Annotated in this window: 21 protein-coding genes and 1 tRNA gene; 10 read left to right on the plus strand and 12 right to left on the minus strand. The window is 32.5% G+C overall.

The window, feature by feature from the left end; all coding sequences use genetic code 11:
• Nucleotide 1: 1 nt before the first annotated feature.
• The 8 genes from H8K90_RS06720 to H8K90_RS06755 all read left to right on the plus strand — a co-directional run bounded on the left by H8K90_RS06720 (nt 2) and on the right by H8K90_RS06755 (nt 5,170).
• Nucleotides 2-769 (plus strand): TatD family hydrolase, encoded by a 768-nt coding sequence (locus H8K90_RS06720; protein WP_186845145.1) that lies wholly within the window; start codon nt 2-4, stop codon nt 767-769.
• Between the two features lie 3 nt (nt 770-772).
• The gene (locus H8K90_RS06725; RefSeq protein WP_186845146.1) at nt 773-1,798 is read left to right on the plus strand and encodes an asparaginase; all 1,026 of its coding nucleotides are present in this window, start codon (nt 773-775) and stop codon (nt 1,796-1,798) included.
• A 75-nt stretch (nt 1,799-1,873) separates the two neighbouring features.
• Nucleotides 1,874-1,961, plus strand: a tRNA-Ser gene (locus H8K90_RS06730).
• A 75-nt stretch (nt 1,962-2,036) separates the two neighbouring features.
• Complete coding sequence (locus H8K90_RS06735) at nt 2,037-2,801, plus strand: MotA/TolQ/ExbB proton channel family protein (protein ID WP_186845147.1); 765 nt, start codon at nt 2,037-2,039, stop codon at nt 2,799-2,801.
• Between the two features lie 9 nt (nt 2,802-2,810).
• On the plus strand, nt 2,811-3,248 hold the full coding sequence (locus H8K90_RS06740; protein WP_186845148.1) for a hypothetical protein: 438 nt from the start codon (nt 2,811-2,813) through the stop codon (nt 3,246-3,248).
• Nucleotides 3,249-3,255: 7 nt separating this feature from the next.
• Nucleotides 3,256-3,891, plus strand: coding sequence for an ExbD/TolR family protein (locus tag H8K90_RS06745; RefSeq protein ID WP_186845149.1), 636 nt, complete (start codon nt 3,256-3,258; stop codon nt 3,889-3,891).
• A gap of 12 nt (nt 3,892-3,903) precedes the next feature.
• Nucleotides 3,904-4,368 (plus strand): ExbD/TolR family protein, encoded by a 465-nt coding sequence (locus H8K90_RS06750; protein ID WP_186845150.1) that lies wholly within the window; start codon nt 3,904-3,906, stop codon nt 4,366-4,368.
• A gap of 103 nt (nt 4,369-4,471) precedes the next feature.
• Nucleotides 4,472-5,170: a porin family protein gene (locus tag H8K90_RS06755; protein ID WP_186845151.1), complete on the plus strand. Its 699-nt coding sequence runs from the start codon at nt 4,472-4,474 to the stop codon at nt 5,168-5,170.
• Here the strand turns inward: H8K90_RS06755 and H8K90_RS06760 are convergent.
• Nucleotides 5,165-5,773, minus strand: a complete 609-nt coding sequence (locus H8K90_RS06760) for a hypothetical protein (protein ID WP_186845152.1) — start codon at nt 5,771-5,773, stop codon at nt 5,165-5,167. The two genes, H8K90_RS06755 and H8K90_RS06760, sit on opposite strands and share 6 nt — an antisense overlap.
• Before the next feature lie 98 nt (nt 5,774-5,871).
• Here H8K90_RS06760 and H8K90_RS06765 point away from each other — a divergent pair, with 98 nt between their 5' ends.
• Nucleotides 5,872-7,761, plus strand: coding sequence for a hypothetical protein (locus tag H8K90_RS06765; protein WP_186845153.1), 1,890 nt, complete (start codon nt 5,872-5,874; stop codon nt 7,759-7,761).
• Here the strand turns inward: H8K90_RS06765 and rpoN are convergent.
• From rpoN to H8K90_RS06820, 11 genes are all read right to left on the minus strand, one after another.
• The gene (rpoN, locus tag H8K90_RS06770) at nt 7,758-9,224 is read right to left on the minus strand and encodes an RNA polymerase factor sigma-54 (RefSeq protein WP_186845154.1); all 1,467 of its coding nucleotides are present in this window, start codon (nt 9,222-9,224) and stop codon (nt 7,758-7,760) included. The genes H8K90_RS06765 and rpoN overlap by 4 nt on opposite strands.
• Nucleotides 9,225-9,254: 30 nt before the next feature.
• Nucleotides 9,255-10,688: an asparagine--tRNA ligase gene (gene asnS, locus H8K90_RS06775; RefSeq protein WP_186845155.1), complete on the minus strand. Its 1,434-nt coding sequence runs from the start codon at nt 10,686-10,688 to the stop codon at nt 9,255-9,257.
• A 19-nt stretch (nt 10,689-10,707) separates the two neighbouring features.
• On the minus strand, nt 10,708-13,128 hold the full coding sequence (locus tag H8K90_RS06780; RefSeq protein ID WP_186845156.1) for an efflux RND transporter permease subunit: 2,421 nt from the start codon (nt 13,126-13,128) through the stop codon (nt 10,708-10,710).
• A gap of 74 nt (nt 13,129-13,202) precedes the next feature.
• Nucleotides 13,203-14,483, minus strand: a complete 1,281-nt coding sequence (locus H8K90_RS06785) for a DUF5686 family protein (protein ID WP_186845157.1) — start codon at nt 14,481-14,483, stop codon at nt 13,203-13,205.
• Nucleotides 14,484-14,551: 68 nt separating this feature from the next.
• Nucleotides 14,552-15,106 carry a ribosome recycling factor gene (frr, locus tag H8K90_RS06790; protein WP_186845158.1) on the minus strand — a complete coding sequence of 185 codons (555 nt, stop codon included), beginning with the start codon at nt 15,104-15,106 and terminating at the stop codon, nt 14,552-14,554.
• Between the two features lie 43 nt (nt 15,107-15,149).
• A complete protein-coding gene (gene pyrH / locus H8K90_RS06795; protein WP_186845159.1) occupies nt 15,150-15,857 on the minus strand; it encodes a UMP kinase in 708 nt (235 codons plus the stop codon).
• A 224-nt stretch (nt 15,858-16,081) separates the two neighbouring features.
• Nucleotides 16,082-17,056: a translation elongation factor Ts gene (tsf, locus tag H8K90_RS06800; RefSeq protein WP_186845160.1), complete on the minus strand. Its 975-nt coding sequence runs from the start codon at nt 17,054-17,056 to the stop codon at nt 16,082-16,084.
• Nucleotides 17,057-17,138: 82 nt separating this feature from the next.
• Complete coding sequence (gene rpsB, locus H8K90_RS06805; RefSeq protein ID WP_186845161.1) at nt 17,139-17,927, minus strand: 30S ribosomal protein S2; 789 nt, start codon at nt 17,925-17,927, stop codon at nt 17,139-17,141.
• Between the two features lie 210 nt (nt 17,928-18,137).
• Nucleotides 18,138-18,524, minus strand: a complete 387-nt coding sequence (gene rpsI / locus H8K90_RS06810) for a 30S ribosomal protein S9 (protein WP_186845162.1) — start codon at nt 18,522-18,524, stop codon at nt 18,138-18,140.
• Nucleotides 18,524-18,979: a 50S ribosomal protein L13 gene (gene rplM / locus H8K90_RS06815; RefSeq protein WP_186845163.1), complete on the minus strand. Its 456-nt coding sequence runs from the start codon at nt 18,977-18,979 to the stop codon at nt 18,524-18,526. The genes rpsI and rplM overlap by 1 nt, the downstream gene beginning before the upstream one ends.
• A 159-nt stretch (nt 18,980-19,138) precedes the next feature.
• Nucleotides 19,139-20,095: an L-threonylcarbamoyladenylate synthase gene (locus tag H8K90_RS06820; RefSeq protein ID WP_186845164.1), complete on the minus strand. Its 957-nt coding sequence runs from the start codon at nt 20,093-20,095 to the stop codon at nt 19,139-19,141.
• Between the two features lie 112 nt (nt 20,096-20,207).
• On the opposite strand from H8K90_RS06820, the gene H8K90_RS06825 reads away from it, so the two are divergent.
• Nucleotides 20,208-22,181, plus strand: coding sequence for a YgiQ family radical SAM protein (locus tag H8K90_RS06825; RefSeq protein ID WP_186845165.1), 1,974 nt, complete (start codon nt 20,208-20,210; stop codon nt 22,179-22,181).
• The last annotated feature ends 15 nt before the right edge of the window (nt 22,182-22,196 follow it).

The raw sequence follows: 22,196 nt of genomic DNA on the forward strand, positions 1-22,196 counted from the left end.
CATGATTATTACAGATACACATACCCATTTATATAGCGAAGCTTTTGATCAGGATAGACAAGACATGATTAAGCGTGCTATTGATGCTAATGTAAAGCGGTTTTTTATTCCTGCAATAGATTCTACGTATACAGATGCTATGCTTCAGCTCGAAAAAGATTTTCCAGATCATGTATTTCTTATGATGGGGCTGCACCCAACACATGTAAAAGATAATTACAAGGAAGAGTTAGACCATGTTGAAGAGATGCTTTCAAGTAGAAAGTTTTATGCAATTGGAGAAATTGGGATTGACCTATATTGGGATAAAACTACATTGGGTATACAAATAGAAGCTTTTAGACATCAAATAAATTTGGCCAAGAAATATAAACTTCCAATTGTAATTCATTGCAGAGAAGCATTTAATGAAATATTTGAAGTTTTAAAGCAAGAAACATCAGAAGATTTATACGGAATATTTCATTGTTTCACTGGCAATATAGAACAAGCCAATCAAGCTATAGCTTACAATATGAAATTAGGTATTGGTGGAGTAGTTACTTTTAAGAATGGTAAAATAGATCAGTTTATTAATCAAATAGACTTAAAGCATATCGTTTTAGAAACAGATTCTCCATATTTAGCGCCAAAACCATATCGCGGTAAACGAAACGAAAGCTCCTATATAAATAAGGTGTTAGAAAAATTATCCGAACTTTACGGTATTAGTAAAGAAGAGATAGCTCATATTACTACGCAAAACTCTAAAGATGTCTTCGGCATATAAACCATGAAAAAACCAAATATCTTATTAATTTATACTGGCGGAACCATAGGTATGGTAAAAGATGCTGACACAGGTGCATTGCGAGCTTTTGATTTTGATAGTCTATTAACTCGTATTCCAGAATTGCGTTTACTAGATTGTAGTATTGAAACTGTTTCTTTTAGAGATCCAATTGATTCTTCAAATATGAATCCTAAATATTGGGCAGACATTGCTAATATTATAGGAGATAATTATAATAAATTTGATGGTTTTGTTGTGTTACATGGAAGTGATACTATGAGTTATTCAGCTTCCGCTTTAAGTTTTATGTTAGAAAACTTATCTAAGCCAGTAATATTTACAGGTTCTCAATTACCAATTGGGGATTTACGAACAGACGCCAAGGAGAATTTAATAACATCTATACAAATGGCTTCCTTGCACCAAAATGGTTTACCTGTAGTAAGAGAAGTAGGCTTATATTTTGAATACAAATTATACCGTGGTAATCGCACTACAAAAATAAATGCAGAACATTTTGAAGCTTTTGAGTCTTTAAACTATCCCCATTTAGCAGAATCTGGTGTACATTTAAAAATAAATAAAGACTATTTATGGCGCACAAAACAAAACGAAAAATTAGTAGTACGCACTGCAATGGACACCAATGTTGGTTTATTAAAATTGTTTCCTGGTATTTCTAGGCCAATTTTAGAGGCTGTTCTTAAAAGTAAATTAATAAAAGGTTTAGTTATTGAAACCTATGGTTCTGGCAATGCTACAACCGAAACTTGGTTTATTAACTTATTAAAAGATGCTATTGCAAGTGGGCTACATATTATTAATGTTACACAGTGTGCAGGAGGAAGTGTATCTATGGGACAATATGAAACCAGTTCACAACTAAAAAAGATAGGGGTAATCTCTGGAAATGACATCACTACAGAAGCAGCGATTACAAAATTAATGTATCTTTTGGGTGAAAAAATTCAACTAAAAGATTTTAAATCTATTTTTGAAACATCTTTAAGAGGCGAAATGTCTTAAAAATAACATTATAAATTTTAGCGTTTAAAGTTTTTTTTGTTATTTGGCACCTATGTAATTATTAATACAATTTACAGAGAGGTGGCCGAGTGGTCGAAGGCGCACGCCTGGAAAGTGTGTATACTCCAAAAGGGTATCGAGGGTTCGAATCCCTTCCTCTCTGCTGAAATTTAACTACATAATTACATTATTTTTTTTATCTTTAACACTTTAACTAATAAAATTAAGAATCAGAACAATGAAAAGATTATTTTCTATCCTCGCTATTACATGTTTAATGGCAATCGGAACTGTTAATGCAAATGCAACAACATTAGCCACAACATCAGCAACTGTAACAAGTGTAACTCAGGCAGAAGAGACTTCTGAAGACTTGACGTTTCATCAAGAATTAAAAAAGCGTTTTATTGAAGGTGGTCCAGGCTTTATGGGTATTGTACTACTATGTTTAATTCTTGGATTAGCAATAGCTATAGAGAGAATTATCTTTTTAAACCTTTCAACAACAAACACAAAAAAATTAACCCAAAATGTAGAAGATGCTTTAAACTCAGGTGGTATCGAAGCTGCTAAGGAAGTTTGTAGAAATACAAAAGGACCTGTTGCATCTATTTTCTATCAAGGTTTAGACAGAGCAGACGAGGATATCGATGCTGCTGAAAAAGCTGTTGTAGCATATGGTGGTGTACAAATGGGACAATTAGAAAAGAATGTATCTTGGATTTCATTATTTATCGCTTTAGCACCAATGCTTGGTTTCATGGGTACAGTAATTGGTATGATTCAAGCCTTTGATAAAATTGAAGCAGCTGGTGATATGCAGCCATCTTTAGTTGCTGGTGGTATTAAAGTAGCACTTTTAACAACTGTATTTGGTCTTATTGTAGCAATTATACTTCAGATTTTCTATAATTATATCATCGCTAAGATTGATAGTATAGTAAATGATATGGAGGATGCATCAATTACATTGATGGATTTATTAGTAAGACACAAAAAATAAAAATTAATTATGCACAAAATATTAAAAATAGTAGCCGCTGTTTTAAGTTTAGTCGGAATAGTATCTCTGATTAGAATTATTGCTGCTGGTGATGAAGCCCTTAAGACAGGTGGAGAAGATGGTCTCTTTGAGCCAATGGCTTGGATAGGTTATATAATATTAGGTTTAACTATATTGTTTGTATTAGTTTTTGTTTTGAAAAACTTGTTTACAAATACTAGTGGCTTAAAGAATACATTAATAGGTGTTGGTGCATTTGCAGCAGTATTAATAATTGCCTATGTTGTATCTGGAGGAGACGCAATGACCTATGATTTACAAGATGGAGTTGCAACAGAAGGGCAATCTCATATGGTTGGAGCTGGTTTAGTAGCATTCTATATATTGTTAGCAGTTGCTGCAGTAACTATGATTTTCTCAGGAGTTAAAAAAGTAATTAGTAAATAAATATAGTATGGCAAAGAGATCGGCACCCGAAGTAAATGCAGGATCAATGGCTGACATTGCCTTCTTATTACTTATCTTTTTCTTAGTAACAACAACTATTGAAAAAGACAAAGGTTTATTAAGAAGTTTGCCACCTATTGACGACACAGAAGTAGAACCTCCTATTATAAAACAGAAAAATTTATTTACTGTTTTAATTAACCGTAATAACCAACTTCTTGTTGAAGAAGAGGAAATGCCGTTAGAAGAATTAAGAGAGGCTACAATTGCCTTCTTAGATAATGGAGGTGGTACAAACGCAGCTGGAGAATCTTGTGATTATTGTAAAGGTGAACGTTCAGAAACTTCTTCTGATCACCCAGACAAAGCAATTATCTCCATGAAGCACGATAGAGAAACTTCTTACGAACAGTACATGGATGTACAAAATGAACTTGTTGCAGCTTATAATTTCTTAAGAGAAAGAGAGGCAACGAGATTATATAAAAAGTATTATCCAGATGCAGATAAAGTTTTTACTGCAATGTTAGAAGAGAAGGAAAAGAATCAATTTAGTAAGGATGAAAAACTTAATGAGCGTATTGAGACCATTAAGAAATTATTCCCAATGAAATTGTCTGAAGCAGAACCAGATAAATCTTAAAAGTAACAAATTATGTCTAAATTTAAAAAAGGAGGAAAAGGTGAATTGCCAGCGATTTCAACGGCATCACTTCCAGATATTGTATTTATGTTGCTTTTCTTTTTCATGGTAGCAACTGTAATGAGAGACAGTTCTTTAATGATTGAAAATCAATTACCAAGTGCAGATCAAGTAGAAAAGTTGAAAAAAGACAGAACTATTTTTATCTATGCAGGTAAGCCTAGCAGTCAGTTTAAGCAATTTGGTGAAGAACCTCGCATTCAATTTAATGATGCTTTTATTGGAGTAGATGACGTAAAGCCTTCTATATTACAAGGAATTGCAGATTTAAATGAAGAACTTCAAAGTAAAGTTGTAGTGGGTCTTAAGGTGGATAAAAACACCAATGCTGGTTTAGTATCAGATATTAAGCAAGAACTACGTAAAGCTAATGCTTTAAAGGTAATGTATATTGCAAATACAAAAACTGAACAATAAGATTAAAATGATCTTAATTTTATATAAAAACGTCCTGATTAATCAGGACGTTTTTTTGTAGAAAAGACTTAGTGTTCAATTAAAGATTTTGTAGTTTTAGTATATGAAATTAACGTTTTTACTTTTTTTAATTAGTGTAGGACATTTTGGGTTTTCTCAAAATAATGATACCGATAAAGCCGAACTTTATAAAAATTACAGAGAGGATCAGTTCTATGCTTCTGTAACCTACAATTTGCTTAATAATAAACCTAAAGATGTCTCACAAAGTGGTTTTTCATCTGGTTTTCATTTCGGGTTTATTAGAGATATGCCTTTAAACGAAAAACGAAATTTTGCTATAGGATTAGGTTTAGGCATTTCAACCAATTCTTATAATCAAAAAAGCATGTTAATTGAAGAGGTTAATAATGATATTTCATTCAGTATTATAGATGAGAGTGACTTAAATGTCTCCAAAAACAAGTTTACTACTTATTTGGTGGAAGTGCCTTTAGAAATTAGATGGAGAACTTCTACTGCGACAGAATATAATTTTTGGAGAATATATACAGGTTTTAAACTGGGTTATTTAGTATACAACTCCACAAAATTTAAGAGTGAAGCTAGTAATGAAAACCTATCTAATATTGATACCTTTAATAAATTACAATATGGTTTAACTCTCAGTGCTGGCTATGGTACGTGGAATTTTCATGTTTACTATGGATTAAATTCTATTTTTGATAATAGTGCTAAACTAAACAATGATACTATAGACATGAAATCCTTAAAAATAGGACTCATGTTTTATGTTTTATAGCCAATAGTTGAGCAATATCAATTGCGGAAAAATACCTGTAAAAAGCCCTAAAATTAATTCTTGATTGGTGTGTGCTTTTAAGTGCAATCGAGAGGTTGCTATTGCACCAAGTATAATCATCATTAAGGCGATTGTACCATTGATGTTTTTCTGATAATGAATACCTAGTGCTACGGCAAACATAAAAAAGCCCGAAGCCGCAATCATATGAATACTTGCTTTTATTTTAAAAATGGCCAATATAAAGCATGTTAAAGTAGAACAAAGAATTCCTAAAAAGAAGAAATATAATTCTATGATTTCATTAGAAGTTAACACACGTATTAGAATTAATACCGTAATTACACAGTTTATAAATAGTGGAATTAAGCGCTCTTTTGTACTTTTTAAATAAATAGAATCTACCTTATTAATTGTTTTAAGTAAGAAGAATAATAAAATTGGGAGAACTATAGTGAGAATAATTATTGAAAAGACTTTAGCATTTTTAATAGGTTCTGGGATAAAACGAGGTGTTTTAGAAAAATAGAAAAGTACGCCTAAAAGTGGCATAATTAACGGGTGAAAAATAAACGATATGCCTTTTAAAATAAAGTCTTTCATTAGTAATAACAAATGTAAAGTTTTATCTTTAAATACATATAGTATAGTTTATTAGTAATTATACAATTTTCTTAAATTGGTAAAGAAAAACATAACTAATGATCAAAAAACACATAATTCTTAGTGTGCTAATTTTATTTGGCATCAATTATACCTTGGCTCAAGGCAATTATGGTATAGTCTTTCCTAAAACAGAAGTGGAGCGAAATAATGAATGTAGAAGTTGTTTTGCTGCATTTCAGCAAAAACCTAAAGAAGTTCAATTTTCAATAAAAAGAGAAAATAGTAATCTTTATTTTCAGGTCAATGATAAAGCTTGGTTTAATAAATTGTTTAAAAATGCTAATGATGGTATTGCTATAGATGTTGTCTCTAAAGAAATTTATGACTGTGATATTGAAGCCATTGAAATGGAACAAATAAAAGGGACATTATTAAGGCCAGTATTTTCATCAAGATTAAAAAGTGGGTTAAAATCTATAGATAAAAACACTTATAGAGTATTAGTTGGTAAAGTACCAGACAATATAAAAGATAAAGAATTAGAGTATAATATTTTATTTTTAGCTAATAAAGTACTTTGCAGATATCAAACTATTTTTGACTTAAAAGCTTATCGATGGGACTTATTAGATATGGGAATGTATCTCGATTCTATAAGTTTTAAAAATGAAAAAGTAGTAAATACAGAAGAACAGTTTAAGATTAGATATAAAACTCTTAAATTTACAATTCCATTTAAAAAAAATAAATCTGAGTATTCGCCAGAAGATATAAAACCTGTTTACGATTCTTTAAACTTAACAGATTTTAATATTAAAACAATTAATATTAAAGCGTATTCGTCCATAGAAGGAAGCTTAGAACGTAATATTGAGCTACAAGAGCAACGTGCTAATAGTATAGCAAAAGCAATACAAACGTATCAAAAACCAACAATTAAAACGTCAATTACATCTTCAGAAAATTGGGTTGAGTTTTTAAATGATATTGAAGGGAGTCCTTATGAAAATTTAAAAGAACTCAGTAAATCACAATTAAAATCAAAGTTAGTAGGTGCATTTTCTAAAGAGATGGAGCCATATTTAAAAAATCACAGAAAAGCCGTAATTACCTTAGAACTCGAGAAAAAGGATATCTATAAAGCAAAGTCTCCAGTCCAGTTAGTTAACCTATTTAATTCATCTATAAAAGCTGATAGACTGGATGAAGCATCTCAAATACAAAATTCACTTTTTGAAAAATTAAAAAATAAGGAAATCTCTCCAGATGTATTAAAACAGATGGAAATTCCGAACCAATTAAAATACATCAACTTCTTAAATAATAATAGTGCTATAAAATATCAGTTAAATGAACGCCAGATAATAATAGTAAGAGACGAACTAGAAGCATTAAAGAAATTAGATTCTAAAAATGCTAAGGTGCGTTATAATTTAGTGGCATTAAAAATTAAAATTTGGAGATATAATTTCGAACCTGTTAATGAACAAAAATTAAAGACTGAAATATACGGACTTAAAAGCTTTGGTATAGCGAAACAGCTTATAGACAGAATGATGATAAATTATCATATTATTAAAAGTGAGAATTATATGCGCAAGAGAGACTATGCTAACAAAGACAAGTCTGTGAGTTATATCACCAATTCTTATAAAAAAATTAAGCTTTCAGATTTTGATTATTTTAGTTTAGCACAATTCTTATCGTATTATGCTAATATTGAAGAATCTGCCGAGTTGCTAACTAATAGAGCGCGTTCTATTGAAGTAGATGAAGATTTATTATTTTACTATTTAAATCTAACACTCATTAATGAAGAATTAACAAAAACAGATGATTATAGGGCTATAATGCTTAATGCAATAAATCTAAATAAAGAGCGGTACTGTACTTTATTTAATGCTGTTGAAGATGGAGGTGTAACATTTCAATTACTCAGAAACGACTACTTAAGAAAAAGCTATTGCGAAAGTTGTAAGGACTAAAGCTCTTTTCTTAATCGTGCCACAGGAATATCTAGCTGTTCTCTATATTTTGCCACAGTACGTCTAGCTATAGGATACCCCTTCTCTTTTAATATTTTAGACAAGGCTTCGTCTGTTAAAGGTTTCTTTTTATCTTCTTCCTCTATAACGGTTTCAAGAATTTTCTTAATTTCTCTAGTTGAAACTTCTTCACCTTGATCGTTAGTCATAGATTCTGAAAAGAACTCTTTTATCAATTTTGTTCCGTAAGGTGTATCTACATATTTACTATTAGCAACACGTGATATGGTTGAGACATCCATTTCAATTTCGTCAGCAATATCTTTTAGAATCATTGGTCGCAACTTACGCTCATCACCAGTTAAAAAGTATTCTTTTTGGTAATGCATAATAGAACTCATAGTTACAAACAACGTTTGTTGGCGTTGCCTTACCGCTTCAATAAACCATTTAGCTGCATCAAGCTTTTGTTTAATAAACATTACAGCATCTTTTTGAGCTTTAGACTTTTCTTTAGTGTCTTTATAACCCTTAAGCATATTGTTATATTCTCGTGAGACATGAAGCTCTGGAGCATTTCTGCCGTTGAGTGTTAGCTCTAATTCACCGTCAACAATCTTAATAGCAAAATCTGGTACAATGTGTTCAACAATTTTATTATTACCTGCATAAGAACCTCCTGGTTTTGGGTTGAGACGTTCTATTTCTTCTATAGCGTCTTTAAGTTGTTCTTCGTCAATGCTAAATTTATGCATTAACTTTTTGTAATGCTTTTTTGTAAACTGCTCAAAACCTTTGTCTATAATGGCAATAGCTAATTCTACATCTGGATTTTGTTCTTTTCTGTGTAATTGAATACTCAAACACTCTTGTAAGTTGCGTGCACCAACTCCTGCAGGATCTAATTGGTGTACAATTCTAAGTACTTTTTCAATTTCTTCTTCAGTTGTAAAAACATTTTGAGTAAAAGCTAAATCGTCTGTAATATCAGACAGTGAACGGCGTATATAGCCACTTTCGTCCACGCTACCAACTAAGAAATATGCTATTTCTTGGTCTTGCTCAGAGAGTCTAAATGTATTTAACTGATTGATTAAATGTTGTGTAAAAGACGTACCAGCAGCATAAGGTACGCTTTTATCTTCATCATCTGCACTGTAATTATTGGCTTGTGTTCTGTATTCAGGGATTTCATCATCACTTAAATACTCATCGATATTAATATCATCTGCTTCGATGGTTTCGTTGTCATTGAATTCGTCGTTAGAATTATCAAAGTCATCAATATTATCTTCAGAAGTTTCCGATTCTTTCCCAGTATCTAGTGCAGGATTTTCTTCCAATTCTTGTTTTAAACGCTGTTCAAAAGCTTGTGTAGGCAACTGAATCAACTTCATGAGTTGAATCTGCTGTGGAGACAGCTTTTGTGAAAGTTTAAATTGTAAAAATTGTTTTAATGACATAAAATAAATTCAGCTTAGTTATAAAAGTAATTAAAACTCTGCATTTTGAGGTGTTCTTGGGTAAGGAATTACATCTCTAATATTTCCCATTCCGGTTGCAAACATAACTAAACGTTCAAAACCTAAACCAAAACCAGAATGTACAGCTGTACCATATTTACGTAAATCTAAATACCACCATAATTCTTCTTCGGGTATGTCTAATGCAGCCATTTTTTCTTTTAACACGTCTAAACGTTCTTCACGCTGAGAACCTCCTACCATTTCACCAATGCCAGGAAATAGAATGTCCATAGCTCTAACCGTTTTACCATCTTCGTTTAAACGCATGTAAAAGGCTTTTATGTTTGCTGGATAATCAAATAATATTACAGGACATTTAAAGTGCTTTTCTACTAAAAATCGTTCGTGTTCAGATTGTAAATCCGCTCCCCATTCTTCAATTATATATTTAAATTTCTTTTTCTTGTTTGGTTTACAGTTTCTCAGAATATCTATTGCCTCTGTATAACTTACACGTTTAAAGTTATTATCAACCACAAACTTAATTTTCTCAATTAAACTCATTTCACTGCGTTCGGCTTGTGGTTTTGTTTTTTCTTCGTCTAAAAGTCGCTTTTCTAAAAATTCTAAATCTTCTTTATTATGTTCTAAAACATAGCTTAATACCGATTTCATAAAATCTTCTGCTAAATCCATATTACCAGCTAAATTCATAAAAGCAACTTCTGGTTCAATCATCCAGAATTCTGCTAAGTGACGCGTAGTATTAGAGTTCTCAGCTCTAAATGTTGGACCAAAAGTGTAAACTTTACCCAAAGACATTGCATATGTTTCAGCTTCAAGCTGACCAGAAACGGTTAAGTTGGTTTCCTTACCGAAGAAATCTTCTTTAAAATTAACTGTTCCGTCTTCGTTTAATGGAGGGTTCTTCGCATCTAAGCCAGTTACTCTAAACATTTCACCAGCACCTTCTGCATCACTTCCAGTTACAATGGGAGTATGCATGTAGTAAAATCCATTCTCGTTAAAATACTTATGTATGGCAAATGATAATGAAGATCGTAATCGCATCACAGCACTAAACGTATTTGTTCTCGTGCGTAGGTGTGCATTTTCTCTTAAGAATTCAAACGAATGTTTTTTCGGTTGAATTGGATAAGTTTCAGGATCTGAGTCTCCTAAAACTTCTAAAGTTTTAACAACAATCTCTACAGATTGTCCTTTTCCTTGGCTTTCCACTAATTCACCTGTAACATGAATTGCAGCTCCAGTTGTTACTCGCTTTAATAAGGCCTCATCAAAATTTTCAAAATCAACTACACACTGAATATTATTAATAGTAGAGCCATCATTTAAGGCGATAAATCGGTTTGCTCTAAATGTTCGTACCCATCCTTTTACGGTAACATCTTGTAAGGTCACATCTTGTGAAAGTAGTTCTGCTACAGATTTTGTTGTCATGTTTAATTTTTTTGAAATGCTAAGATAAATTTTCTTCTTTATTTTCTATGTCGTCTTCGGTATCATCTTCCGAAGGAATAATATTAATTGATGGCTCTCTCAATACTTCTTTATTTGCAATATTACGCTCTAATGATAGTAAAAGCGACGGTAATAAAAGTAAGTTAGAGAGCATTGCAAATAGTAAGGTTATAGATACCAATGCACCTAAGGCCACAGTACCACCAAAGCTGGAAATTGTAAATACTGAAAAACCAAAGAATAAAACAATAGAGGTGTAGAACATGCTCACTCCAGTTTCTCTAAGTGCAGCGTAGACAGATACTTTAATTTTCCAGTTATTAGCCTGTAATTCTTGCCTGTATTTTGCCAAAAAGTGAATGGTGTCATCTACAGAAATACCAAAGGCAATACTAAAAACTAATATGGTTGAAGGCTTTATAGGTACACCTAAATAGCCCATTAAACCTGCTGTAACTAAAAGCGGTAATAAATTAGGAATTAAGGATACTATAATCATTCTAAATGAACGAAACAAGTAGGCCATAAACAATGAAATAAGAAAAATAGCCAGCGTTAATGAAATAACTAAATTTCTCACTAGGTATTTAGTACCTTTTTGAAACACCAAGGCTTTACCTGTCATTATTACATTGTATCGTTCTTTTGGAAAAACTTTGTCTATTTTATTCTGAAGATTTTCTTCTATACGCTCCATCTTATCTGTACCAATATCTTTCATAAAGGTGGTGATACGTGCATATTGACCTGTACTATCCACAAAATTCTTTAATAAATCGACATCAGAATTTGAGTTTTTAGCATAGGAAAGTATAAAACTATTTTCTTGGCTCGTTGGTAATTGGTAATATTTAGGATTACCGTTGTAATACGCTTGTTTGCTATATTTTACCAAACTTACTACAGAAATTGGTCGCGATAATTCTGGTGTTTCATCAATAAGTTCTTCGAGCTCATTAATACGTTTTAAGGTTGCTAATTTCATAACTCCCTTTTTACGTTTGGTATCTACCATAATTTCTAATGGCATAATACCATTAAATTCATTTTCAAAAAACCGAATGTCTTTAAAAAACTGCTTGTTTTGTGGCATATCTTCAATTAGGCTTCCAGAAATTCTAATCTGGTTCATACCAATCATACTTGCCATAATTAAGATAAATGCTGTAACGTAGATGGTAATTTTTTTGTGTTTTACCATGCGTTCCATCCAATCTACAAAACCACCAATCCAACGTTTATTTAAATGTTCTAAATGGCGTTGTTTCGGATAAGGTAAAAATGTATACATTATCGGAATTACAAGAAGACATAAGATAAATATGGCTAAAATGCTTAATGAAGCAACAATACCAAATTCCTTTAGTAATTTACTCTCTGTAAGAATAAATGTAGCAAAACCAGATGCTGTAGTTACATTAGTCATTAATGTGGCGTTACCTACTTTGGTAATAACACGTTGTAAAGATTTTACTTTGTTACCATGAGATTTAACTTCGTGCTGGTATTTATTAATTAAGAATATACAGTTAGGAATCCCAATAACAATTATCAGTGGTGGAATTAAAGCTGTAAGCACAGTGATTTCGTAACCTAGTAAGCCTAAAATTCCGAAAGTCCACATGACACCAACACAAACCACAATTAAAGAAATAAAGGTGGCTCTAAAAGATCTAAAGAATAAGAAGAAAATTAAAGAGGTTACCAACAATGCTGCAGCAATAAATACAGGAATTTCATCAACTATATTTTGTGCGTTTAATGTTCTAATATATGGCATTCCAGACACACGCACAGACAGGTCAGTTTTGCTTTCAAATGCCTTAATTTTTGGTAACAGTACGTCAATTATAAAGTCTTTTCTGGCTGAAGTGTTTACAATATCTTTCTTGAGATAAATAGCAGACCTAATCGTTCTTGTTTCTGCATTAAATAAAAAATTGTCGTAGAACGGGTATTGTTTAAATAATTCGTTTTGAAGCTTGTCTATCTGCTCAGCACTTGTAATTGAATCTTTAATAAAAGGTTCTAAATCAAACTGTTCTTTTTTTGTGTTCTTAATTAATTTTTGAAGGTCCTTTATAGATAAAACCGTTTCAACTTCCTCGTAAGATTTAAAAGCATCTGCAAGTTTATTCCAGGCATTCAGTTGTTTTACAGTAAACAAACTCGAATCTTTTACACCAAGAACAATAAGATTTCCTTCTTCACCAAAAACTTTTAGAAAGTCGTTATATGTTATGTTTACCTCATGCTCATCCGGTAACATATTAGCTTCTGTATAGGTAAAGCGCATATGTTTCCATTGCATACTAAAAAACACAGTCGCCAAAATAACAGCAATTAATATGAAAATTTTATTACGAAGAATTAACCTCGCAATAGTTTCCCAAAACCCTGTGGTAAATAGTTTAAACATACATTAATTAATGAGCGGCAAAGGTAGAAAAAACCTAAGGATTTGTTAGTGAATTAACAGGAATATAATTTATTCTATAAAGAAATATTAAATGTAAATTTAAAAGCAATATTATCTTCTAAATTAGGTAAGTGATAACCGCCATAACGATAAGCAAAGCTTAGCCCAAAACCAAAAAACAATTTATTAATTTCAAAGCCAGATTCTGAGTAGAGTCTGTCGAGTGTGTTGAAGTTTATACCTTGATGCCTATCTATATTCTCCATATCTCCAATTGCATATCTAGATATAAGTACCAATTGAGGTTTAAACCAATCTGAAATTTTAAAAGGCTTAAACGCATGCTTTAATTGTAAAGTTGAAAATTTATCGCTAAAAAATTCATTGAAGTACATAGTTTCAAAACTATTTAAACCAGCAACAGAGAAGCGTTGAAGAATAGTTTCTTTTCTGATGTTATTTGGGTATGCATGATACAAATGAGTTATCGGTGTATCTCCACTTGCCATACCTGCAACAAGTGTAATGTTAGTAATAGCGTTGTTTTTATGATTAAATTGTTGTACAGTTCTAAAATCTAATTTTGAAAATTTAAAATCACTCCCAAAAACAGAGTTGAAGCCTTGAGAATATTGAAGTGTAAATTTAGGATAACCCTCTTTATCCACTTTTATTTTATCATTTTCTAATTTGTAGGTACTAAAAGGACTCCATTGAAGGCTCAATTGAGCAATACTTAAATCATACTTGTTATAATTACGATCATCTAATACAAAATTGTATTGATAGGTTGGATTGATTTTGCTAATAGATAATTGTGCTTCTGTAAGTAAATTATTTGAAGCTCTATGTTCTAATGCAATAGATTTAGTGATATGTCTGTGAAATAAATCAATGTTTAATAAACGAGGTTCAAAAAAAGTAAAAAAGCGCTTATCGGTTAAAAAATTAGAGCTACCTGTTTCTTGTAAATCGTCAGTATAAGCAAGGTTAATCCATGTGTTGGTGGCCTCATTAACTCTAAAACCACCACCAATTTTATACTTTAGCCGTTTGTCTTTAAAACCATAAACGAGGTAGGAGTTTATTCTATAATGTTCAGAAAAACGATCATTAGTAACACCACCAAGACCACTTCTAAGACCTTCGTATTGATTAAATTTTATAAGATAGCGTAGATCTACATTAAAGTGATTAAAAGGTAAATAGCCATTACCTATATTTTTTAAAAACTCAATCTTTTTAATAGAATCTTGAGCTGACTTAGTAGAATCCTTTTTTTGAGAAATAGGATCCTGAGCAAAGCTATTTGTTGCAAAGGTTAGGAGTAAAACAACAAAAATACATCTTCGCATTTAGTGCTATAAATAATGATTTAAAAAACATCACAATAATTTTGAGATGTAAGTTTTATAATTAAAAACTAAACGGTCATGATTTCTTTTTCTTTTACGTCTAGAATACTATCTATTTTCTTAACGTAAGAATCGGTAAGTTCTTGTATATCTATTTCAGCATTTTTTTGTAAGTCTTCAGAGACATCAGTGCCTTTAATATCATTCATAGCATCTTTACGAGCATTTCTAATACCTATTTTAGCATCCTCGGCTTCTGCCTTTGCTTGTTTAGCCAAATCTCTACGACGCTCTTCAGTTAAAGGTGGAACATTTATGATTATCATTTCACCATTATTCATAGGATTAAAGCCCAAATTAGCAACCATAATTCCGCGTTCTATTTCTTGAAGCATTGTTTTTTCCCAAGGCTGAACTGAAATGGTTCTACCATCTGGTGTATTAACATTTGCAACCTGACTAAGTGGAGTCTGAGAGCCATAATAGTCTACCATAACGCTTCCTAACATAGCAGGACTTGCTTTACCAGCTCTAATGTTTACTAATTGTTTTTCTAAATGCTTTATTGCAGCATCCATAGCTTCTTTAGCTGTATCTATTATAAATTTAATGTCTTCGTCCATAGTGTTAACTTTTAAATATTAGTTATCAAAACTTAAGCCAATTTTATACGTTTACTTCAGTTCCAATATTTTCACCAGAAACTACTTTAAGTAAGTTTCCTTTTTTATTCATATCAAAAACAATAATTGGTAATTCATTTTCTTGGCTTAAAGTAAAAGCAGTAGTATCCATAACTTTTAGACCTTTTAGTAATACATCTTTAAAAGAAATATGATCAAATTTAACGGCAGTACTATCTTTTTCTGGATCTGCTGTATAGATACCATCCACACGAGTTCCTTTTAAAATTACATCGGCTTCAATTTCAATAGCTCTTAATACTGCTGCAGAATCTGTAGTAAAATATGGGTTACCAGTACCACCACCAAAAATTACAACACGACCTTTTCTTAGGTGACTCATTGCTTTTCTTCTTATAAATGGCTCAGCTACTTCATTAATTTTAATAGCAGTTTGTAATCTTGTTTTTACATCTGCATCTTCTAGTGCATTTTGTAAAGCTAAACCATTAATTACAGTAGCTAACATTCCCATATGGTCTCCTTGAACACGGTCCATACCATTCATTGCGCCTGCAACACCTCTAAAAATATTTCCGCCACCAATAACTATCGCAACTTCGACACCTAAATCTGTTATTTCTTTAATGTCTTTAGCGTATTCTGATAAACGCTCTGGATCTATACCATATTGACGGTCTCCCATTAAGGCTTCGCCAGATAATTTTAGTAGTATTCTTTTATATTTCATTAGATAGTTATCTATTTTTTTATTGTCTAATGTTATTCGCTAAAAAACTTATCGGTTAAAATTAATAAGTGAATATAGCTCATTTCATGAGTAGTTTTGAAAGTTGAACAAAGCTACATAATTATTAGCTTTTGTAAAAGTGAAAATTCTCCATAGTTACAGATATAAAAAAAGCTTCTCAATTTGAGAAGCTTTTTTAAATATAGTTATTCTGTAATACCAGATTATCCTACTGTAGCACGTTTAAAACCGGTAACGGCAACATCACCATAAGACTCAACATACTGTGCAACAGTTTGCTTTTCGTCTTTGATAAATTTTTGATCTAATAAACATTGTTCTTGATCTAAAGTAGTGTTATCAGAAATAAAACGCTCCATTTTACCTGGTAAAATTCTGTCCCAGATTTGCTCTGGTTTACCTTCAGCTTTTAATTCTGCTTTGGCAGCATCTTCAGCTGCAGTTAATACTTCTGGAGTTAACTGAGCCATAGAAATGTATTGTGGTACATTTTTTAAAGTCTTACCTAAACGTCCTAATTCAATATTATCTTTTTCAATAACTGCGATACGAGCTTCAGTTTCTGATGCAATAAATGCAGCATCAAAATCTTTGTAAGACAATGTAGTTGCTCCCATAGAAGCTACTTGCATTGCAATATCTTTAACTAAAGTTTCAGCGTTATCTACTTTTGCAGATAAACCAACTAAAGCAGCAATTTTATTAATGTGAACATATTGTCCTACAAAAGGAGCTTCTAACTTTTCAAAAGCCGTGATGTCTAATTTTTCACCAATAACTCCAGTTTGTTCTGTTAACTTTTCAGCGACAGTCATACCACCAAAATCAGCAGCTAAAAATTCTTCTTTTGTATTATAATTTAATGCTATATCAGCTAAGTCGTTAGCTAATTTCACAAAGTTTTCGTTTTTACCAACAAAATCAGTTTCGCATCCTAATACAATAGCAACACCAGAAGTGTTGTCTGCATTAATTTTAGCGACAGCAGCACCTTCAGAAGAATCTCTATCGGCTCTTTTTTCTGCTACTTTTTGTCCTTTTTTACGCAGTACTTCAATGGCTTTGTCAAAATCACCTCCAGCTTCAACTAGAGCTTTTTTACAATCCATCATACCAGCACCAGTTGCTTGTCTTAGCTTGTTTACTTCTGCTGCTGTAATTTTTACAGTATTTTCCATAGTTTTTAAATTTAAAAAGTCATTCAATTAATTTTCAAGAGAGAAAAGAACTAAATGACTTTTAATATTGTATAAATGTTATTTATTCTTCTTCTTGAGCCGCTACTGGAGCTTTTTCAGCTTTTTTAGCAGCTGGTTTAGCATCAGCTTTTTGGGCTTTACCATCTTTTTCTGCACGTTCAGCTTTTCTTTCGTTTAAGCCATCAGCTACTGCAGAAGTTACGATAGATAAAATCTTGTCAATAGATTTAGAAGCATCATCGTTAGATGGGATTAAATAATCTACTTCGCGAGGATCAGAGTTAGTATCTACCATAGCAAAGATTGGGATATTTAATTTCTGTGCTTCTTTAATAGCAATATGCTCACGCATAATATCAACTACAAATAGAGCTCCAGGTAAACGTGTCATATCAGAAATAGAACCTAAGTTCTTTTCTAATTTTGCACGTAAACGATCTACTTGTAAACGTTCTTTTTTAGATAAAGAATTGAATGTTCCATCTTTCTTCATTCTATCAATAGAAGCCATTTTCTTAACGGCTTTTCTAATTGTAACGAAGTTAGTTAACATTCCACCTGGCCAACGCTCAGTAATGTAAGGCTGGTTTACAGCACCTGCTTTTTCAGCAACGATGTCTTTAGCTTGTTTTTTAGTAGCAACGAATAAGATTTTCTTTCCTGAAGCTGCTATTTTAGCTAATGCTTCAGAAGTTTCTTGAATTTTTGCTGCTGTTTTGTAAAGGTTGATAATATGGATGCCGTTACGCTCCATATAGATGTAAGGAGCCATGTTTGGGTTCCACTTGCGTGTTAGGTGACCAAAGTGTACACCTGCTTCAAGTAATTCTTTTACTTCTACTTTTTCCATTTTGTAATAGTTTACGTTCTGTTGAATAGCAATGATTAAGTGGTTGCTTATGCTCGCCTTAACCATTTAGATGCTAAACTAAATCCTGATGTTTCCATCATGGATAACAATAACTGGGTTTTAACTTTGTCGAAATATTCGACGATTTCAATAAAATAAGATAATTCAGAATCTGAATGAACAGACTCTGAATTAAATGTTGTTTGGATATTAACGTTTCGAGAATTGGAATTTCTTACGCGCTTTCTTCTGTCCGAATTTCTTACGCTCTACCATTCTTGGATCTCTTGTTAATAGACCTTCTGGCTTTAATACTAGTCTGTTTTCAGGATCTAGCTCGCACATAGCACGAGATAATCCTAAACGTATTGCTTCTGCCTGGCCGGTGATACCACCTCCATATACGTTAACAGTAATATCAAAGTTGCCATCATTGTTAGTCATGACTAAAGGCTGGTTTACTTTGTATTGCAATGTAGCAGTACTAAAATAATCCGTCATGTCTTTTTTGTTCACCGTGATTTTGCCTTTTCCTTTAGCAACGTACACACGAGCAACAGCCGTCTTTCTACGGCCAATTTTGTGAATTACTTCCATTAGTTAATTTCTTTTAAATTAATTGCTTTTGGTTTTTGCGCTTCGTGAGCATGCTCTGTACCAGAAACAACTGTTAAATTTCTAAAAAGAGCTGCACCTAATTTGTTTTTAGGTAACATTCCTTTTACTGACTTTTCTACTAATCTGGTTGGGTCTTTCTCAAACAATTCAGTAGCAGTCAGGCTTCTTTGACCACCTGGATAACCTGTGTGACGGATATAACTTTTATCTGTCCACTTGTTACCAGTTAAGTTGATTTTTTCTGCATTAACAACAACTACGTTGTCACCGCAATCAACGTGTGGCGTAAAATTAGGTTTGTGCTTACCTCTTAAAAGTATTGCTACTCTTGAAGCTAAGCGACCTAAAGTTTGTCCTTCAGCATCAACTAAAACCCACTCCTTATTAACGGTAGCTTTGTTAGCTGAAACTGTTTTGTAGCTTAATGTATCCACACTAATTTGATTTATTATTACGCTTCACAGCGCAAAAGATTAAACATTCCTCTTCGAAAAAAGAGTTTGCAAATTTACGATAAACTATTGGATTACCAAACGTTGCGTAAACTTTTTTAATGAAGAAATAATTAGTTTTAAATGAATGTATTATAAAGATTATTTTGTAGCTCTAAGTAATCTATCGTTTATGGATTTACCTAAACCATAATCTGGGAGTTTTTCAGCAATTATAACATCGAGATGCATCTTGTCTAATTGATGTAAAACATCGTAAAGATTTGAAGCAGATTCTGATAAATTTCCTGTTTTAGAGAGTGCAATCTGAACTGCGATATCAGTATTATCAATTTCAGACTTAAATGTTATCACTCCTATACGTTTACCTTTATATTCATTTACTATAGTAGAAATATTGTCTGTTAGAATCGTTTTAGTCTTAGGCGCATAATGACGTTCTAACATACCAGGTGCATCAGGTGCCACTTCTTTAGTGTTCTTTATTTCTATATTACCAACGATGGCTTCTATATCTTCAATGGCTGTTGAACCTAAACGATAAATAATGGGCTCATCATTTTCAAAACCTATAATAGTGGATTCTATGCCGCTTGTGCAAGCACCTCCATCGAGTACCATATTAATAGCGTCTTTAAAATAAGTTTCAACGTGTTCTGCTGTAGTCGGACTAATACTACTAAACGGATTTGCACTTGGTGCTGCTAATGGAAAATCTAATTGGTTGAGTAACTCTAATGTTATAGGGTGATTTGGTACACGCACTGCAACAGTATCTTTACCAGCTGTAATTACATCTGGTATGGTGATTTTCTTTTTTAAAACTAAAGTAATTGGTCCTGGCCAAAAAGCATTAGCTAAGCGTTTTGCCTTTTCAGGAATGTGATCTACAATATTAGAAAGATATTCTGTAGACGGAATATGAACGATAAGAGGGTTAAAAAATGGACGTTTTTTAGTTTCAAAAATAGAAGCTATCGCTTTTTCGCTATAGATATTTCCTGCCAAACCGTATACCGTTTCCGTTGGTATAGCAACAATTTCTTCGGCATTTAGTAATGCAACCGCTTTTGATATGTCCTTTGAAATGATACTCATACTTAATTTGAGACTGCAATATTAGTTCAAAAAAACTAAAAATTTAAAGTCTATGCGTATTACATTTCTTTGCTTTAAGTGTAGAAGCAACATTTTTAACTACTTTTGCATTGTGAATCAAGAACTAAGACTTTCTAGTTGGTTACCTACCACAAACAAAGAGGTGAAAATTCGCGGATGGGAAGAACTCGATGTTATCCTATTTAGCGGAGATGCGTATGTAGATCACCCAACATTTGGACCTGCAGTAATTGGACGTTTGTTAGAAAGTATGGGTTTGCGTGTGGCTATTGTACCTCAACCGAATGTAAATGATAATCTTCAGGATTTTGTAAAACTAGGCAAACCAAAATTATTCTTTGGTGTAACAGGTGGTTGTATGGATCCTATGATTAGCAATTATAATGCTAATAAAAAGCGAAGAGATAAAGATGCATACACACCAAACGGAGACATTGGGTTTAGACCTGATTATGCTTCTACCGTCTATTCTAATATTCTAAAAGAAAAATGGCCCGATACTCCAGTTTTAATTGGTGGTATTGAAGGCTCTTTGCGAAGAGTAACACATTACGATTATTGGAGTGACCAACTCATGCCAACCATATTAGAAACCTCTAAAGCAGACATGTTGGTTTATGGAATGGGAGAACAACCATTGCGCGAAATTGTACGATTGTTAGAAAAAGGTGTGCCTTTTAATAGTATAAATACAGTATTACAAACAGCCGTTCTTTTAAATAAAGAAGATAAAATTCCGAAAAATAGTAATTGGGAAGATGTTGAAATTGCTTCACACGAAACTTGTTTAAAGGACAAGAAACAATATGCTTCTAATTTTAAGGTGATTGAACAAGAGTCTAATAAATTGGCTGCGCGTCGTATTTTTCAGAAAGTAGGTGATAAGACGTTGATGATTAATCCGCCTTATCCGACCATGACGGAAGCTGAAATTGATGCTTCTTTCGATTTGCCTTACACCCGATTACCACATCCAAAATATAATAAGCGTGGACCGATACCTGCGTTTGAAATGATTAAGTTTTCCATAAACATTCATAGAGGCTGTTTTGGTGGTTGTAGCTTTTGTACCATTTCTGCACATCAAGGAAAATTTATTGCGTCTCGTAGCAAGGAATCTATTTTAAAAGAAGTAGATACGGTTGCTAATATGCCAGATTTTAAAGGCTATTTATCTGATATTGGTGGACCAAGTGCTAATATGTATCAAATGAAAGGGAAGGTGCAAGCCATATGTGATAAGTGTGTGGCACCAAGTTGTATTTCGCCAGTGATTTGTAGCAATTTAGATACGTCTCATAAACCATTAACGGAATTGTATCAAGCAGTTGATAGTCATCCGAAGGTAAAAAAATCATTTATCGGTTCTGGAATTAGACATGATATGTTGGTGCCAGAATTCAACAAGAATGCTGATCCAAAAGAGTTGGATGATTACACGGAAGAAGTGATGACTAAACATGTTTCTGGTAGACTAAAAGTAGCACCAGAGCATACTAGCGATCCTGTATTGAAATTGATGCGAAAACCTTCTTTTAGTTATTTCCATAAGTTTAAAGAACGTTTTGATAAGATCAATATTAAGAATAAACTGAACTTACAGTTAATTCCGTATTTCATCTCAAATCATCCAGCTTGTGAGGTTGAGGATATGGCCAATCTTGCTGCCGAAACCAAAGACATGGGCTTTCAGTTAGAGCAAGTACAAGGCTTTACACCAACACCAATGACAGTTGCCACAGTTATTTATTACAGTGGCTACCATCCATATACGCTAAAGAAAGTTAATACACCAATTACTAAAAAAGAAAAGGATGAACAACACCGTTTTTTCTTTTGGTATAAGGATGAGAATAAAGCGTGGATTAGAAAGACGTTAAATAAACTTGGGCGTCAAGATTTATTAGACGTTTTACTTCCAAAAAAGGATGAAAAATGGCGTAAAAATAAGCCTAAAGGTGAAGCTAAAAACACCTTTAATGATGCTGTGCCATTTAACCAACGAAAACCAGAAGATAAAGTGAGGTTTAAGAGTAAGAAACGTAAAAAGAAAAGACGTAGGTAGTTGTATCTAGTTTAT

Origin of the sequence: Winogradskyella echinorum, assembly GCF_014297365.1 — a bacterium.
Classification (GTDB): Bacteria; Bacteroidota; Bacteroidia; order Flavobacteriales; family Flavobacteriaceae; genus Winogradskyella; species Winogradskyella echinorum.